We start from the raw sequence: 16,463 nt of genomic DNA, 5'->3' as shown, positions 1-16,463 counted from the left end.
TAATAAGAGGCCGAAGTTAAGGCCTTGTTACAGGATAGTTTAAGTGTAACTATAAAATTACCAGCCTTGCGCTAAATTCTTTTCTCGAGTTTTACAACTACGTAAAACACACGATCATCCCGATAAATTTCGAAGATTACATTTCTAGCATTTGATGATTTAAATAATTCGGTGAGGTCGTTTAAGGTATATGAATCAACAGGTTTAAAATTTACACCAATAATTTCATCTTTAGCGCAAAGTCCGGCTCGTTCTGCAGGAGAATTTTCATCTATCTCTCCAATTAAGAATCGCTTGTATTCTTGCTGATCGAGGTAAACCACCATTCCAACCATGTCGTGCTCAAAGGGTAATCTAGCATATTTATTTGGTTTTAAATAGATGAATTGTTGCTGATAGTTGAACTGAATATCAAACTTTCGGAGTAAATCTGCACCTAAATTTCCATTACGTTTGGTCAGGTCGATTTTATCCGCTATTGTGTTATAATCTGGGAAACCAGAAACAACGTTTGTAAAAACTTGATCGCCCAAAGATATTTGATGAACCCTTGCGATATAACCCTTAATCTGCCCACTTAAGCTCATTCCCAAATTGGCCTTTATTTTTCTTTCCGGAACTGTAACGGCTCCGCCATCAATCATTTCCATAGAAAGCGCATGGCTGGCGCCTGTATCCATTAAAAACTTACCCTTTACAGCTCCGCTATCCTGAACCTGAACATCTGCTGTAATATAAGGTTTAAGATTTTCAATTTCAATGGGAACTTTTTTGCCACGGTATTTCACCCTAGAATATGGATATGAAAATATAATTCTGTTTTCGCTATATCGCACATCAACCATAAAACTGTTAAAGAAGTTGAAACCGATCAGCCCATAAACCTTTATGCCCAAATGGCCAGATAAATTAAAAAGATCTTCTTTTAAAATCGCCGTAGGGATATGTTCTATTTTTGCCCGCCCAATACTTGCATTTATATTTTGAGATACATAAGCCTCTACGGTTTCTACACCCAAGCCTGTTACCTTAATTTTGCGGAGCATGTTAAAATCCAAAGAATCGATAATGGATGGCTCGGTAACAATCATTGGCCCTACACCGGTATCCAAAACAAAATCAAACGGCCCTTTTCCATTAATAAAAACAGGGATAACAATTAAATTTTTTATGCTCTTGAAGGGTAAGGACTGCTTAATCTGATTGCCCGAAAAAAAGAATTCCTGACCTTTTACTTGGGTAAAAAACAACAATAAAAGCCCCACGCAAAATATCATTTTGCGACAGCACAAAAGTGTTACAGGCCTATACTTGGTTAACATTAAATTAAATTTAATAAATTAGTTGATATTATCACCCACAACCTCAAAACATGTTTCGTTCCATAACCTCAAAACTATTTATTTCGGCTTCCTTAGCACTTACCGTTCTTATCTCCGGTTGCTCAACCGATAAAATGATTTCTAGAAAAGTTGCAAAAGAGTTTAAAAATTCGGCCATTATTAAAGAATATATGGTTGGCTTTGCACTTTATAACATGGATAGCAAAAAGATGCTTTATCAAAAAGATGCCGACAAATATTTCACACCAGCATCCAACACCAAACTGTTTACCTTTTACACCAGTTTGAAAATGTTGCCAGAAGATATGCCAGCGCTTAAATATATTGAAAGAAATGATTCGTTAATTTTTTGGGGAACAGGAGACCCATCGTTTTTGCACAGTACTTTAAAAAGCAAGAACACATACAATTTCTTAGCCTCTAGCAACAAAAAACTGTTTTTTGCACCCGGTAGGTACGAAGGTAATTTTTATGGAGAGGGTTGGGCCTGGGATGATTATAATGCCTATTATCAGCCAGAAATTAATGAGTTGCCAATTACTGATAACATGATTGCTACAAAATATGCAGCTTCAAACAAAATCAGTATAGAGCCTAAAATGTTTGCCCCATTATTTAAAACTGATTCTGCAAAAACCAAAGGCGATTTTTATGTTGTAAGAGATTTCCTGACAAACAATTTTGTAACGCCATTAATCGACGCTAAGCCTACCTACAATCAGCAGATTCCTTACAAAACATCACCACAAACTACGGTTGATGTACTGACAGATACTTTGCACAAACCGGTTGGTTTGATTAAGATGAAGATCCCGACCGATGCCAAAACCTTTTATGGCGCAAAACGCGATTCTGTTTTAAAACACATGATGTTACCAAGTGATAATTTTATTGCCGAGCACTTATTGTTGGTATGTTCCAATCAACTTGGCGATACATTAAGTACTGATAAAGCCATAAATTATGCTGTAAAAAATTATCTTTCCTTTTTGCCTGATAAGCCTAGATGGGTTGATGGATCTGGTTTATCGAGAAAGGATCTGTTTACGCCGAGAGACATTGTTTTTCTATTGGATACCATTTATAAACAGGTAAACAACCGCGAAAAATTATTTGATATGTTGCCCGCAGGGGGAAAAAGTGGAACGTTAAGAAATGCCTACCCGAAAACCGACACGCCATTCGTATACGGCAAAACGGGTTCGCTAAGTGGCGTACACAATCAAAGCGGTTATGTATTAACCAAGAAAGGCAAAATGTATATCTACTCCTTTATGAATAATAATTTCGTTAGACCAACTTCGGATATTAGAGGTGAAATGGTGAGAATTGTGACTTATATTCATGATAATTTTTAATAAATTTTCATCATGAAATCCTTTTTACTCAGCATATTTACCTTTTTTTGCTTAACAGCATCGGCACAAAAGCAAATTGTTTTTAATTCTAAAAACTTGCCACAGGCAGATACCGTTTGGGTATTTACACCAAAAAAGATAGACAAAAAGACAAAATTTCCAACAGTAATCTTGCTCCACGGTTTCAGTGGAAACTATAAACAATGGAACAACATTATGGATGCTCAAAAATACGCCGATGAATATGGTTACATTTTGATCCTCCCTGATGGATTGTACAAAAGCTGGTACATGAATAGCCCGGCGAAACCAGATTGGCAATACGAAAGTTTCTTTTTTGATGAGCTGTTGCCCAAAATGAAATCAGATTTTCCGATAGATTCTTCAAAAATTTGCATTACTGGTTTAAGCATGGGCGGGCATGGTGCTTTGCGTTTATTTTTAAAACATACCGAATTATTTTTGAGCGCAGGAAGCACAAGCGGTGGTGTAAATCTTCGCGATGCAATTGGAAAATTTGGAGTGCCCGAGTTGTTGGGAAACCCTGATAAAGACAGTGACATCTGGCTAAAGTATTCTGTAATTACGGATATTGAAAAACTTGCTGGAAATAAAAAATCGATTATTTTCGATTGTGGATCGGATGATTTCTTTTATGCATCGAACAACGCTTTGAAGAAAAAATGCGATAACTTAAAAATTAATGCGACTTATATCTCCCAGCCTGGAAACCATAATGCTAACTATTGGAAAAAATCCATCAAACAACAATTCGAGTTTTTCCAAAAACAAATTCTGAATTAATGCCTACAGATTTTACTTCGCTTGATCAACCTTTCTCTAATCAAATTAACATTAAAGGCGAATCCTATTTGTATTTCGGGGGAACTGCTTATCTGGGCATTCCACAAAATCAGGAATTTTTAAAATTATACATCGACGGTATAAAAAAATATGGCTTAAATAACGGAACAAGCCGAAGCAATAACATTCAGCTTGGCATTTATAATGATGCTGAGACAGTTGCTGCAGTAAGATTTAAATCAGAAGATGCACTAATTACATCGAGCGGTTACTTGGCAGCTCAGCTCACGGTTAAAACCTTAAGCCAACACGGAAAAGTTGTTTATGCACCTGCAACCCACCCTGCATTGTGGCTGCAAAACCAAGAATCTGACACTCGATCATTTTCAGATTGGGCAAAAAATACCCTTCAATTAATTAATACTTCTGAACAAAAAAACTGGGTAATCATAAGCAATTCCATGAATAATCTTTTCCCGGAGATTTATGATTTCAGTTTTTTTCTTCAGGTAGATCCAGAAAAACATGTGATTTTAATTGTAGATGACTCACATGGAATCGGAGTGAATAATTTTGGTTCGAGTGCTTTTGATCTTTTACCGCAGCAAAAAAACATAGATCGGGTTGTGGTGGCATCAATGGCAAAAGGTCTAGGTGTTGATGCCGGTTTAGTTTTAGCTTCAAAAGAAACTATTCAGGGGCTCAAAAATACCAACGAATTTAACGGCGCATCGCCATCCGCTGCTGCTGGTGCCTATGCATTTATGCATGCAGAAAGCATTTATAAAATGGAATGGGAAAAGCTGCAGCAGAATATTTCATTTTTGGTTGATAAACTAGATTCGAGATGGAAATTTGCGACGCATTTTCCAGCATTTTTAATTCATGATCCAGAAATTGATCAAAAACTTTTAAAGCATAACATATTGATTTCCTCTTTTCCATATCCTACCAAAAACAGCCCGCCAATTAATAGAATTGTATTGAGCAGTTGGCATCAAAAAGCAGACTTAAATCAGTTAATTAATTCAATAAATTCTTAGTTACAATTTGTCAATAATTTTTTCAACCTTTAATTATGAAAAAATTGCTTCTTTTATTTTCTTTAACGTTACTCTTTACACAAATTTCATTCGCTCAAACAACTGATATTTGGGTGGTTAGACATGCGGAAAAAGACAAAACAAATCCAGACGATAAAAATCCAAACCTATCGGATGAGGGCAGAATAAGAGCTGGCGATTTGGCCATCTATTTAAAAAAGGTAAAATTCGATGTTGCATTTGCTACCCCAACCAAAAGAACACACCAAACTTTAGATTCTTTAGTAATTAAAAAAGTGATCGATTATAAAGACGTTAAGGAATTGGTAGATGACATTAAAAAAAATTATGTTGGCCAAACCATCATGATTGCTGGGCATTCCAATACGGTTTTAGAAATTGTTGAGGCTTTTGGTGCAAAGCGACCTAGGGAAGACTTAACCGATGATGATTACGACTATATTTTTCATTTAACGGTTAAAGGAGAAAAAGCCAAGGTAAAAATGGGTCAATACGGCCGACCGCATCATTTATAATTGCCCGAACGGTATATCCATTAAATCGTAGTTTTGCCAGCCGTTAAAATCAAAGTGCCACCACTCATTATCGAGCACGGTGAAATTATACTTTTGCATTGAGGCAATTAAGAAATCCCTATTTTTTTTCACTTCTGCAGAAACAGGTGTATAGTTAGCCGCAGCTGCCGCAGAAAAACTATCGTAAGGCGTTTCCATTACCACATCCTTACCCGTTTTTAAATCAATTATGGTTAAATCTATGGCACATCCTCTATTGTGTTTAGAACCTTTGGCGGGGTTTGCCACAAAGTTTTTGTCGCTAGCCTTTTGGTAAAATGCAACGGTTACGGCGTATGGCCTGTAACCATCAAATATTTTTAACCCGTAACCTTTTTTCTTTAATTCAGCCTGAATTTTCTTTAACGATTCTACAACAGGTTTCCTTGCAAATGCCCTCGCTTGCTGATACATTACCTGTTTCATAAAGTTATTGGTAGTTGCATAGCGAATATCAAGTTTTATACTTGGAATCGCCTTTTTAATTTCGACCAGCTCGTTATTCGAGTTCTTTTTTACTGATTTTATATATTGATTGTATGAACTTACAACAACCAGTTTTTTGGGTACTTCTTGTGTATTCTGAGCAATTGCAGAAATATGCGGTAAAAGAAGAAGTATGAAGAATTTAAATTTCATATTCGGCGTGTTTAGGTGGTTCGTCATTGCGAAGCACGAAGCAATCTTAATACTATAGTTACATAGCAATCGTTCTAAGGTTGTTTCGTGCCTCGCAAAGAAGATGTATATATTCTACTGATTTGAAACCACCAAAAGTTCTAAATCCTTAAAAGGCAGATTAAACATATCGGCCAAATCTTTATTGGTTACATTGCCTTGGTAAATATAAAGCGCTTCACGAATTCCAGGATTATTCCAAACCATATTCATCAGTCCGCCAAACTCGCCAATATCCAACAGAATTGGAGCAAAAATATTAGTCAACGCGTAAGAGGCTGTTCTAGGAACACGAGAAGCAATATTTGGTACGCAGTAATGAATTACATCGTACTTTCTAAAAACCGGGTTGGTATGGTTGGTTACTTCTGATGTTTCGAAACACCCGCCTTGATCTATACTTACATCGATAACAACAGAATGTGGTTTCATTCTGGCAACGGTTTCTTCCATTACAATACATGGGCTTCTTCCGTGGCTTGCACGAATGGCGCCAATCACTACATCGCATGTAACAATGGCCTTATTTAAAACTATAGGTTGCATTACCGAAGTAAAAACCCTGCTGTTTCCTAAATTATTTTGTAAACGACGTAAGCGGTAAATTGAGCTGTCGAAAACCTTAACTTCCGCACCCAGCGCTAAAGCGGTTCTAGCAGCATATTCTCCTACGGTTCCAGCACCTAAAATTACGATTTCAGTTGGCGGAACGCCAGTAAACCCACCAAGCATTAGACCTTTTCCACCGGTAACATTGCTTAAATATTCTGCTGCTATTAATATGGATGTAGAACCTACAATTTCACTCATTGCCCTAACTACACTCAACACATTTCCTTCATCCCGTAGATTTTCGAAACATAATGCATTAATTTTTTTTTGCATTAATGCCTTTAAATATTCTTGTTTTAATGTTCCGGTTTGAAGCGAGGAAATTAAGGTTTGCCCTTTGTGCATCATCGCAATTTCCTCAAGCATTGGAGGCGCAATTTTTACAAGGATGTCAGAATCGAAGACTTCCTTTTTATCGTAGGCTATTTTAGCACCTTGCTCTGCATATTCAGAATCAGAAAAATTAGCCGCTATGCCCGCTCCGCTTTCTAAAATTACCCTATGGCCATTATTTACCAAAAGCGCAACGGATAAAGGTGTAAGTGCTATTCTGTTTTCTTGAAAAGAAATTTCCTTTGGGATTCCAATATTTAAATTGTTTTTTCTATTTCTGGTTTCTAGTGTCGCTTCCTGTGTTTGTAATAAACCCTGGCGAGCTATATCGGCCATTCCTTCGCGTAATCCTGTAGCCATGATGCTTAAAAATGTATTTGTTTTAGGTTGTTCAAGATACGGAAATTCTGTTAAAATATTGATAACTAAATGTTATACCTTCGAAAACCTGAATAATCTTTGGGTTTCAGCCTCAACAGCAATCTCTACTTTAATGTAGTGCTCAGGCAAAAGCTCATCTACCCTTTCTGGCCATTCTATCAAACAAATTCCACCACCATAAAAATATTCTTCGTAGCCTAAATCATATGCTTCCTGAATATCCTTTATTCGATAGAAATCAAAATGAAAAACTGATCCACTTGGGCTTTCATACTCATTTACAATAGAATACGTTGGACTCGAAACCACATCCGAAACCCCTAAAGCTTCGCATAGTTTTTTAATGAAAGTAGTTTTACCAGCGCCCATATCGCCTTCGAAAACAAATATTTTTTCGGTAGATGCAAATTCGATAAGTTGTTTTGCAACGCTTGGTAAATCTAAAAGGCTATTAACTTCTATCTTCATTTTAAAAGAATAAAGGCAAAAGTAATACATAATTGTATCGCTTTTGCCTTTAATATTAAGTGCTTGAATAAATCGTCATTTTGACCGTAGTGGGGAAATCTTTGAAACAATAAATTGATAAAAATCCAAAGATTTCTCCATTTCGCTCCGCTTCAGTCGAAAAGACGAATTGTTGAATATATTTATCTCGGCGAGTAAGTAATTACCGGAATAATCATTTCCTCCAAAGAAATTCCCCCATGCTGGAAAGTTTCATTATAGTAATTTACAAACTGATTGTAATTATTAGGATAAACGAAATAACTATCCTCTTTGGCAAAAATGTAACTGCTGCTAATGTTAATCTTGGGCAACATCGCATCGTGCGGATTTTTAATTGCAAAAACTTCTTTAGCATTAAAATTAAGGTTTCTACCTTGTTTATACCTCAAGTTTGTATTCGTGCTTCTATCGCCTATAACCTTAACAGGTTTTTTCACGCGGATGGTTCCATGATCGGTTGTAATTACAACTTTAACTTGTTTTTGAGAGATTTTTTTAAGCAGTTCCCAAAGTGGCGAATGTTCAAACCACGATAAGGTAAGTGAGCGATATGCGGCATCATCGTTTGCAAGTTCACGAATCATTTGCATATCGGTACGGGCATGGCTCAGCATATCAACAAAGTTGAAAACAATTGCATTAAAGTCATTTTGCAACAAGTTGTTGGTTTGTTCTACCAAATCTTTCCCTTGCTCGAAAGTTAGAATTTTGTTGTAGCTAAATTTACATTCCTTTCTTAAGTTGCGTTTAATGTTATCGGCCAAAAAGGCTTCTTCGTGCATGTTTTTTCCACCTTCATCATCGTCATTTTGCCATAATTGAGGAAAGCGTTTTTCCATATCCAAAGGCATTAAGCCAGAGAAAATAGAGTTTCTAGCGTATTGCGTTGCGGTAGGCAAAATACTGGTATACATATCTTCCTCATCAATTCTAAAGTATTCAGAAATTAATGGGTTAATAATTTTCCATTGATCATAACGCAAATTATCAATCAGGATAAAAAATACCGGCGTTGTATCGTTTACATGTGGAAATGCTTTTTTCTTAAGCAATTCGTTAGAAAGTAGAGGAGATTTATCTTTGTCCTTAATCCAGCCTAAATAATTTTCTTCTATAAATTTCGAAAACTGTGTATTGGCTTCTTGTTTTTGCATGGTTAAAATTTCATGCATTTGAGGGTCATCGAGTTTCTCTAGTTCAAGCTCCCAAAAAACAATCTTTTTGTACACCTCAATCCACTCTTCGTAGTTTAATCTATCGCTCAAAGTCATCCCCAAGCGTCTAAAATCCTGTTGATAAGCCATCGAAGTTTTTTCGCTCACCAACCTCTTGTTATCGATCAGCCTTTTTATGGTTAATAAAACCTGCTTCGGGTTTACGGGTTTAATCAGATAATCATCAATTTTGCTCCCTATGGCATCTTCCATTAAGTTTTCTTCCTCACTTTTGGTGATTAAAACAACCGGAACTTCAGGATTTAAATTTTTAATTGCCGAAAGGGTTTCGATGCCACTCATTCCGGGCATGTTTTCATCTAAAAAAACAAGGTCGAAATGTGATTTTCCAAAAGCTTCGAGTGCGTCATTACCATTGGTAAAAGTGGTTACTGCATAACCTTTATCGTTTAGTAATAATATATGAGGTTTTAATAAGTCGATTTCATCATCGGCCCACAATATTTTAGTTTCTTGCATGTTTTTGTAAAAATAAATAAGGATTGCCTTTATATTTTGGCAGGTAAATCAAACTATAAATAAAAATAGCAATTTTTGTACCGTATCTGTCTATTTAACTATTTTTAACGATTGAATAAGAAGAAAATAATAAATGATCCGGTTTACGGATTCATTAGTATCCCGTCTGAACTGGTTTACGATGTAATTTCGCATCCTTACTTTCAGCGTTTGCGCTACATCAAGCAACTTGGCATGACGCATTTGGTTTATCCGGGCGCTTTACATACTCGTTTTCATCATGCTTTGGGTGCAATGCATTTAATGAGCCTTGCCATTAATTTATTAAAGAGTAAGGGCCATGTAATTACCGAGGGCGAAGAAGAATCTGCTATTCTGGCTATTTTACTGCACGATATTGGCCATGGTCCTTTCTCGCATGCGCTAGAACATTCGCTGGTTACCGGAATTAAGCACGAAGATATTTCGGCAAAGCTGATGCACGAACTGAATCTGCATTTTGATGGAAGGCTAACACATGCAATAGAAATTTTTAACGGTACCTATCCTAAAAAGTTTCTTCATCAGTTAATATCTGGCCAGCTTGATTTAGATCGAATGGATTACCTTAACCGCGATAGTTTTTTTACAGGCGTAAGCGAGGGCGTAATTAGTTTTGATCGGATTATCAAAATGTTTAACGTTTATGATGATAATCTGGTTATTGAAGAAAAGGGGATTTATTCGATAGAAAAATTTTTAATCGCCCGCAGGTTAATGTACTGGCAAGTTTATCTGCATAAAACAGTAATTGCTGGTGAAATGATTTTGGTTAAATTATTAGAAAGAGCAAAACATCTTTCGGCCAATGGCGAAGATCTGTTTGCATCACCCTCGTTAAACCATTTTTTAAAAAATGAGATCAGCGAAATTGATTTCTTTGAAAAAGACATCAATTTAAAGCATTTTACCAATCTCGATGACCAAGATATTTATGCCGCAGTTAAAGTTTGGGTCAACCATCCAGATAAAATACTTTCTACGCTTTGCCAAATGCTCACATCGAGAAATTTATACAAGGTAGAAATGGGAAATGAAATGGCCGACCAAGATAGAATTGAGTTTTTACAAACCGCCGCGATAAACCTTTTGGGTATTGAGCCATTGGAGGCAGGATACTTTGTTTTCACAGATTCTATTCAAAATAGAGCTTATAATGCCGGGGTTGGAAATATTAAAATATTGATGAAAAATAACGATATTGTTGATATTGCAAAAGCATCAGATTTATCGAACTTGGAGTCGTTACAAAAAACTGTTGAGAAATACATCCTTTGTTACCCGAGGGGGATTTAAGTTTTTTTAACAAAATATTTAACTTTTAGTGCCGTTTTAAGTCTTATTATTGTGTAGAATATACACTAATTAACCTATGTAGGTTTTTTTGTTCATATCAATTTAACATTTACCTTTGTACGATGCAATTTACTGCCAAGCAGATAAGCGAGTTTTTAAATGGTTCCATTGATGGTAACCCCGATGTAGCCGTAACCGAACTCTCTAAAATAGAAGATGGTAAAGAAGGCTCCTTGTCTTTTCTTTCTAATCCGAAGTATGAAAACTTTTTGTATTCTACTCAGGCATCGGTAGTTATCGTTTCAAAAGATTTTAATCCAACCCAAGATTACAGCAGCACACTTATTCGTGTAGATAATCCTTATAGCGCTTTTACTATTCTTTTAGACAAGTACAATGAGGCTGTTAATGCGCAAACTGCAAAATCTGGAATCGATAAATTGGCTTTTGTTCATCCATCCGCAAAAATTGGCAAAAATGTTTTTATAGATGCATTTGCTTATGTTGGCGAAAATGTTCAAATCGCTGATGGTTGCAAAATAAATACGCAAACTTTTATCGGTGCAGATTCAAAAATTGGAGAAAACTCTACATTTTATCCCGGTGTAAAAATTTATCACAATTCTATTATTGGGGCTCGCGTAATTATCCACGCCAATACCGTTATCGGCAGTGATGGTTTTGGTTTCGCACCACAAAAAGATGGCACATACAATAAAATCCCTCAAATAGGAAACGTTATTATAGAAGATGATGTTGAAATTGGTGCCAATACTGCGGTTGATCGTGCCACAATGGGATCAACAATTGTAAAAAAAGGGGCAAAAATTGATAATTTAATTCAGATTGCGCACAACGTAGAAATCGGCGAAAACACCGTTTTAGCGGCACAGTCTGGCGTTTCTGGAAGTACTAAAGTAGGGCCAAATAGCGTTATTGGAGGGCAAGTTGGTATTGCTGGCCATTTAACACTTGCAAAAGGCACTCAAATTGGTGCCCAAGCAGGATTAAACTTTAACATTACCGAAGAAAATAAACAATGGCATGGTAGCCCAGCACAACCTTTAAGGAACTGGATGCGTGCATCTGTAATTTTTAAACATCTCCCAGATGTAGAAAAGAGAATAAATACGCTCGAAGAAGAAATAAAAAGACTTACATCTGAGTTGGAAAAGAATACAATACAAAATGAACGTTAGACAAAAAACGATTAAAAAAGAAACATCTGTATCTGGAGTTGGTTTACATACCGGAGCAAATGTTACCCTTACTTTTTGCCCTGCGCCAGAAAATCATGGCTTTAAATTTCAGCGTGTTGATTTGGATGGTCATCCAATGATTGATGCTGATGCAGATAACGTAACCGATACTTCTCGAGGTACAACACTTACTCAAAACGGCGCAAGCGTTAGCACGGTAGAGCATGTTATGGCCTCGTTAATTGGAATGGACCTTGATAATGTTTTAATCCAATTAGATGGGCCCGAGACCCCAATTATGGATGGCAGCTCTATCCAATTTATAGATTTACTTGAAGAAGTTGGTAGTATTGAACAAAATGCAGATCGGGAGTATTTTACCATTCCTCATAACATTACGTACACTGAAGCAGATAGAAAAGTAGAAATTGTAGCCATGCCTTTGGATGACTACCGTTTTACTTGTATGATAGATTACAACTCTCCTGTTTTAGGCAGCCAACATGCAGGCATTAATACCATTGCAGAATTTAAAAAAGAAATTGCCTCTTGCCGTACCTTCTGTTTCCTGCACGAATTGGAATATCAGTTATCGCACAATTTAATAAAGGGCGGAGATTTAAATAATGCCATTGTTATTGTTGATAAAGAAGTAACAAAGGATGAATTAAGCCATCTTGCCAAACTGTTTAATCGCAAAGATATTGATGTTGCGCCTCAGGGTATTTTAAATAACATGGAATTGCGTTACCAAAACGAGCCTGCCCGTCATAAATTGTTAGATATGATTGGCGATTTAGCTTTGGTTGGTATGCACTTAAAGGGTCACATTATGGCGGCCCGTCCCGGACATGCGGCAAATGTTGCTTTTGCCAAAAAGATTAAAGCAGCAATAAAAAAAGAGAAAAATAAAAAAATACAAAAGGTTTACGATCCAAGTGCAAAACCATTATACGACGTTGTTCAGATAATGGACATTTTGCCTCACCGTCAACCGTTTTTATTTGTAGATAAAATTTTGGAACTTTCTAAAAACCACGTTGTGGGCGTTAAGAATGTAACCATGAACGAAGAGTTTTTTAAAGGACATTTTCCTGGTGCGCCCGTTTTCCCCGGCGTAATCCAAATCGAAGCAATGGCTCAGGTTGGAGGTATTCTTGTACTCAGTACCGTACCAGATCCAAGAAATTACTTAACTTACTTTTTAAAGATTGATAACGTGCGTTTTAGAGCCCAGGTTTTACCTGGCGATACGATTGTTTTCCGTTGCGATTTACTAGAACCGATTAGACGGGGCATTGCCCAAATGAAAGGTGTAGGAATGGTTGGGGAGAAAATTGTTGTCGAAGCCGAAATGATGGCCCAAATTTCAAAAATTAAACAAGCAGAACCCGCTCAATAATGATACAACCTTTAGCATATATACATCCTCAGGCAAAAATTGCCGAAAACGTGGTAATCGAACCTTTTGTTGTGATACACAAAGATGTTGTGATTGGCGAAGGAACATGGATTGGTTCTAACGTAACCATTATGGATGGCGCTCGTATCGGTAAAAACTGCCGTATTTTTCCAGGAGCTGTAATTTCTGGAGAACCTCAGGATCTTAAGTTTGCAGGTGAAATCACAACTGCAGAAATTGGTGATAATACAACAATTAGAGAGTGTGTTACCATTAACCGTGGTACCAAAGACAAATGGAAAACAACCATTGGAAGCAATTGCCTAATCCAGGCTTATTCTCACATAGCGCATGATTGCGAAGTTGGCAATAACTGCATTTTCTCTAACAGTACAACCTTAGCTGGCCACATTACTATTGGAAACAATGTTGTTTTAGCAGGCTTGGTGGCTATCCATCAATTTGTTAAAGTTGGTTCTTATGCTTTTGTAACAGGCGGCTCATTGGTTCGTAAAGATGTTCCTCCATATGTTAAGGCGGCTCGTGAGCCACTTTCTTACGCTGGAATTAACTCCGTAGGCTTGCGTAGAAGAGGGTTTACAAACGAACAGATTGATGAAATCCAAGAAATTTACCGTGTACTTTTTGTAAAGCACAATAACGTAACCAAAGCCTTAGATATGATTGAGGCCGAATTCAAACCAACTGAGATTCGTGATGAGATTGTAGATTTCATTCGCAACTCTAATCGCGGTGTAATGAAGGGTTTCGGAATGGGAAGCTAGTTAAGGTAGGAAGTAAAACCTAATCTTAATGTTGTTCTGTGTCTAACTTGGTAAATATTTAATAATCTCATGTGTGACCTAACGCTTATTAGAACAAATTCAGAGCACACCGATTTTAAAAAATTGGTTGTTTTGTTGGATAAAGATTTAGCGATAAGAGATGGTGAAGAGCATGCTTTTTATGCTCAGTACAATAAAATTGACGCAATTAAGGAAGTTGTTGTTGCTTACCAGAATAATATTCCGGTAGCTTGCGGTGCAATCAAACCGCTTTCAGAAACCGCAGCCGAAGTTAAGCGGATGTTTGTTCATCCCGACTACAGAAAGCAAGGTATTGCAGCAAAGATCTTAACTGAGTTGGAGCAATGGGCCACGGAATTGGGTTTTGGTCAAGCTGTTTTAGAAACAGGAAAAAAGCAACCCGAGGCAATCGCCTTATATCAAAAAGTTGGCTATCAAATTATACCAAATTATGGTCAGTACATTGGTGTAGATAATAGTGTTTGCATGGCTAAATCGCTTTCCGGTCTTAATACCTGAAACCATTCTTGATACGAACAAATGAAGATAGCTTTAAACAATGTAGGCAGGAGATTTAACAAGGAATGGATTTTTAAAAACCTTAGCGCCGAATTTATTTCTGGCGAGAGCTATGCAATTTTAGGCCCCAACGGTTCCGGAAAATCAACGTTATTAAGCGTGCTTACGGGCAGTTTAACTCCATCAGAAGGTGAGATTAGCTACTCGAATTCGAAAGAAATCCCTGTTGAAAGTATTTACAAATACATCAGCTTAGCGGCTCCATATCTTGAGCTAATTGAAACCTTTACATTAAAGGAAATCATCGACTTTCATTTTAAGTTTAAAAACTTTGCTGCGGATGTTGATGCTAAAAAGCTGATTAAAATTTTGGGCTTGGAAAAATCTGTTAATAAACAAATTAAATATTTTTCATCGGGCATGAAGCAGCGAACCAAACTTGCTTTGGCCTGCTGTTCCGATTCGCCTATACTATTTTTAGACGAGCCAACGAGTAATTTAGACGTTCAAGGAATAAATTGGTATCGCGAATTGATTGAAAATTTCACAAAAGATAAGCTTACTATAATTGGTTCTAATCAAATTCAAGAGTATGAATTCTGTGATAAACAGATTCAAATAGCTGATTTTAAATAAATTAACTTTCTTTCCTACTTCTTTCGTACCGGCCTGTTTGTCATTTATTTGTATTATAAAAATATTTTTAAAAATTTATTTTGTATTTAATAAATTGTTCTTACCTTTGCACCACCAAAAAGAGAAACAATTAATATTTATCTCTTAGAGGAAAAACGATCATTTTCTCCGTTTTACGGAAACAAAATATACAGCTTTAAAAAGCGAAAAAATTTTTCATAGTTTAGTTTGAGGTTTAGGTTGATTATGCCTTTGGAGTGGTTCCCAAAGGCATTTCTTTTATACGGAGGTTTTGCTAGAAAAGTCGTCATTACGAATCAATCCTAAAGCGCTCATAAATGAAAACCCCTAGCAGGATTGCTTCGTGCCTCGCAATGACGGTAAGGCGTTTTTGCAAGGGCAGCTCTTGTTTCTTGCACAAAACCAGGTTATCTAAACCCGATTGTTCGGAAATACTTTTTATTCTTACAAAAAGATAGAGCAAAGGCGGAACTACAGTAACCGATTAATCCATGTTTTGTTCCAAAGGAATTCTTTCGGAACTTTCCAAATCAAAAATCCTTTATTTAACTTTGGTGTTTTAAAAAAAACATAATTATTAATGGCAAAGGCATCAGAAGTAAAAAGCGGAAATGTACTTCGTTTTAACGGAGAGTTGGTAAGTGTGGAAGAATATATTCACCGTACACCGGGCAATTTAAGGGCTTTTTATCAGGCTCGTATGCGCAACGTTAAAACCGGTAAAATTGTTGAATATCGTTTCCGTACAGATGAAGAAGTTACGATCTGCCGAGTGGAAACCAACGATTATCAGTATTTATATGAGGATGGTGATTACTTGGTTGTTATGGATAATAACACATTCGAGCAATATAATATCCCGAAATTGTTGTTCGGCAGTTCGATTAAGTTTTTAAAGGAAGGCATGAATGTTACCATTGCTTTCGAAAGCGAGGAACCGATTGTTGCACAATTGCCAAATAGCGTTGAGCTTGAAATTACCTATACCGAACCTGCCGTAAAAGGCGATACATCAACCAGCGCACAAAAATATGCCACGGTAGAAAGTGGTGCAGAAATTAGGGTTCCGTTATTTATTAACCAAGGCGATAAGGTTAAGGTAGATACCAAAACCGGAGATTACGTGGAGCGTGTTAAGTAGGTTACAACACCCTTACATCCTAAACCTTAAGCCTAAACCTTTGTAGGTTTTTGCCAAAATAATTTTACCTTTG

Annotated in this window: 16 protein-coding genes; 11 read left to right on the top strand and 5 right to left on the bottom strand. The window is 36.7% G+C overall.

Annotation, left to right across the window (positions count from 1 at the left end):
• Window positions 1-71: 71 nt before the first annotated feature.
• Window positions 72-1,322, bottom strand: a complete 1,251-nt coding sequence (locus tag DF947_RS06750) for an aspartyl protease family protein (protein ID WP_109928937.1) — start codon at window positions 1,320-1,322, stop codon at window positions 72-74.
• Window positions 1,323-1,372: 50 nt separating this feature from the next.
• Between DF947_RS06750 and DF947_RS06745 the strand changes: the two genes are divergently transcribed.
• From DF947_RS06745 to DF947_RS06730, 4 genes are read left to right on the top strand one after another with little or no spacing between them, the layout of a single operon-like run.
• Complete coding sequence (locus DF947_RS06745; protein WP_109928936.1) at window positions 1,373-2,701, top strand: D-alanyl-D-alanine carboxypeptidase/D-alanyl-D-alanine-endopeptidase; 1,329 nt, start codon at window positions 1,373-1,375, stop codon at window positions 2,699-2,701.
• Between the two features lie 12 nt (window positions 2,702-2,713).
• Window positions 2,714-3,505: an alpha/beta hydrolase gene (locus DF947_RS06740; protein ID WP_109928935.1), complete on the top strand. Its 792-nt coding sequence runs from the start codon at window positions 2,714-2,716 to the stop codon at window positions 3,503-3,505.
• Window positions 3,505-4,548, top strand: a complete 1,044-nt coding sequence (locus tag DF947_RS06735; protein ID WP_109928934.1) for an aminotransferase class I/II-fold pyridoxal phosphate-dependent enzyme — start codon at window positions 3,505-3,507, stop codon at window positions 4,546-4,548. The genes DF947_RS06740 and DF947_RS06735 overlap by 1 nt, the downstream gene beginning before the upstream one ends.
• Before the next feature lie 35 nt (window positions 4,549-4,583).
• Window positions 4,584-5,084, top strand: coding sequence for a phosphoglycerate mutase family protein (locus DF947_RS06730; protein WP_109928933.1), 501 nt, complete (start codon window positions 4,584-4,586; stop codon window positions 5,082-5,084).
• Here DF947_RS06730 and DF947_RS06725 read toward each other — a convergent pair.
• The 4 genes from DF947_RS06725 to porX form a co-directional block, all read right to left on the bottom strand.
• Window positions 5,079-5,762 (bottom strand): M15 family metallopeptidase, encoded by a 684-nt coding sequence (locus DF947_RS06725; protein ID WP_109928932.1) that lies wholly within the window; start codon window positions 5,760-5,762, stop codon window positions 5,079-5,081. The two genes, DF947_RS06730 and DF947_RS06725, sit on opposite strands and share 6 nt — an antisense overlap.
• 114 nt (window positions 5,763-5,876) lie before the next feature.
• The gene (locus tag DF947_RS06720; RefSeq protein ID WP_109928931.1) at window positions 5,877-7,106 is read right to left on the bottom strand and encodes an alanine dehydrogenase; all 1,230 of its coding nucleotides are present in this window, start codon (window positions 7,104-7,106) and stop codon (window positions 5,877-5,879) included.
• 72 nt (window positions 7,107-7,178) lie between these two features.
• Window positions 7,179-7,595 carry a tRNA (adenosine(37)-N6)-threonylcarbamoyltransferase complex ATPase subunit type 1 TsaE gene (gene tsaE / locus DF947_RS06715; protein WP_109928930.1) on the bottom strand — a complete coding sequence of 139 codons (417 nt, stop codon included), beginning with the start codon at window positions 7,593-7,595 and terminating at the stop codon, window positions 7,179-7,181.
• Between the two features lie 182 nt (window positions 7,596-7,777).
• Window positions 7,778-9,331: a T9SS response regulator signal transducer PorX gene (porX, locus tag DF947_RS06710; protein ID WP_109928929.1), complete on the bottom strand. Its 1,554-nt coding sequence runs from the start codon at window positions 9,329-9,331 to the stop codon at window positions 7,778-7,780.
• Window positions 9,332-9,442: 111 nt separating this feature from the next.
• Between porX and DF947_RS06705 the strand changes: the two genes are divergently transcribed.
• From DF947_RS06705 to efp, 7 genes are all read left to right on the top strand, one after another.
• Window positions 9,443-10,666 (top strand): HD domain-containing protein, encoded by a 1,224-nt coding sequence (locus DF947_RS06705; protein ID WP_109928928.1) that lies wholly within the window; start codon window positions 9,443-9,445, stop codon window positions 10,664-10,666.
• A gap of 122 nt (window positions 10,667-10,788) precedes the next feature.
• Window positions 10,789-11,865, top strand: a complete 1,077-nt coding sequence (gene lpxD / locus DF947_RS06700; RefSeq protein WP_109928927.1) for a UDP-3-O-(3-hydroxymyristoyl)glucosamine N-acyltransferase — start codon at window positions 10,789-10,791, stop codon at window positions 11,863-11,865.
• A complete protein-coding gene (locus DF947_RS06695) occupies window positions 11,855-13,267 on the top strand; it encodes a bifunctional UDP-3-O-[3-hydroxymyristoyl] N-acetylglucosamine deacetylase/3-hydroxyacyl-ACP dehydratase (protein WP_109928926.1) in 1,413 nt (470 codons plus the stop codon). Before lpxD ends, DF947_RS06695 begins: the two co-directional genes overlap by 11 nt.
• Entirely contained in the window at window positions 13,267-14,052 is a 786-nt protein-coding gene (lpxA, locus tag DF947_RS06690; protein ID WP_025141731.1) for an acyl-ACP--UDP-N-acetylglucosamine O-acyltransferase, read from the top strand. Before DF947_RS06695 ends, lpxA begins: the two co-directional genes overlap by 1 nt.
• 69 nt (window positions 14,053-14,121) lie before the next feature.
• Window positions 14,122-14,592, top strand: coding sequence for a GNAT family N-acetyltransferase (locus DF947_RS06685; protein ID WP_109928925.1), 471 nt, complete (start codon window positions 14,122-14,124; stop codon window positions 14,590-14,592).
• A gap of 21 nt (window positions 14,593-14,613) precedes the next feature.
• Window positions 14,614-15,228 (top strand): ABC transporter ATP-binding protein, encoded by a 615-nt coding sequence (locus DF947_RS06680; protein WP_109928924.1) that lies wholly within the window; start codon window positions 14,614-14,616, stop codon window positions 15,226-15,228.
• A gap of 601 nt (window positions 15,229-15,829) precedes the next feature.
• Window positions 15,830-16,390 (top strand): elongation factor P, encoded by a 561-nt coding sequence (efp, locus tag DF947_RS06675; RefSeq protein WP_109928923.1) that lies wholly within the window; start codon window positions 15,830-15,832, stop codon window positions 16,388-16,390.
• Window positions 16,391-16,463: the final 73 nt, after the last annotated feature.

Origin of the sequence: Pedobacter paludis (assembly GCF_003173575.1) — a bacterium.
In the GTDB taxonomy this organism is placed as follows: Bacteria; Bacteroidota; Bacteroidia; order Sphingobacteriales; family Sphingobacteriaceae; genus Pedobacter; species Pedobacter paludis.
Note: the sequence above shows the minus strand (reverse complement) of the source record. Positions and strands in the feature narration are given on the sequence as shown.

Coding starts and splice junctions, on each gene's coding strand:
- DF947_RS06720 (WP_109928931.1), bottom strand. CDS start 7,106: ATGGCTACAGGATTACGCGAAGGAATGGCCGATATAGCTCGCCAGGGT.
- lpxD (WP_109928927.1), top strand. CDS start 10,789: ATGCAATTTACTGCCAAGCAGATAAGCGAGTTTTTAAATGGTTCCATT.
- lpxA (WP_025141731.1), top strand. CDS start 13,267: ATGATACAACCTTTAGCATATATACATCCTCAGGCAAAAATTGCCGAA.
- tsaE (WP_109928930.1), bottom strand. CDS start 7,595: ATGAAGATAGAAGTTAATAGCCTTTTAGATTTACCAAGCGTTGCAAAA.
- DF947_RS06695 (WP_109928926.1), top strand. CDS start 11,855: ATGAACGTTAGACAAAAAACGATTAAAAAAGAAACATCTGTATCTGGA.
- DF947_RS06685 (WP_109928925.1), top strand. CDS start 14,122: ATGTGTGACCTAACGCTTATTAGAACAAATTCAGAGCACACCGATTTT.
- DF947_RS06735 (WP_109928934.1), top strand. CDS start 3,505: ATGCCTACAGATTTTACTTCGCTTGATCAACCTTTCTCTAATCAAATT.
- DF947_RS06745 (WP_109928936.1), top strand. CDS start 1,373: ATGTTTCGTTCCATAACCTCAAAACTATTTATTTCGGCTTCCTTAGCA.
- DF947_RS06725 (WP_109928932.1), bottom strand. CDS start 5,762: ATGAAATTTAAATTCTTCATACTTCTTCTTTTACCGCATATTTCTGCA.
- DF947_RS06730 (WP_109928933.1), top strand. CDS start 4,584: ATGAAAAAATTGCTTCTTTTATTTTCTTTAACGTTACTCTTTACACAA.
- DF947_RS06680 (WP_109928924.1), top strand. CDS start 14,614: ATGAAGATAGCTTTAAACAATGTAGGCAGGAGATTTAACAAGGAATGG.
- porX (WP_109928929.1), bottom strand. CDS start 9,331: ATGCAAGAAACTAAAATATTGTGGGCCGATGATGAAATCGACTTATTA.
- efp (WP_109928923.1), top strand. CDS start 15,830: ATGGCAAAGGCATCAGAAGTAAAAAGCGGAAATGTACTTCGTTTTAAC.
- DF947_RS06740 (WP_109928935.1), top strand. CDS start 2,714: ATGAAATCCTTTTTACTCAGCATATTTACCTTTTTTTGCTTAACAGCA.
- DF947_RS06750 (WP_109928937.1), bottom strand. CDS start 1,322: ATGTTAACCAAGTATAGGCCTGTAACACTTTTGTGCTGTCGCAAAATG.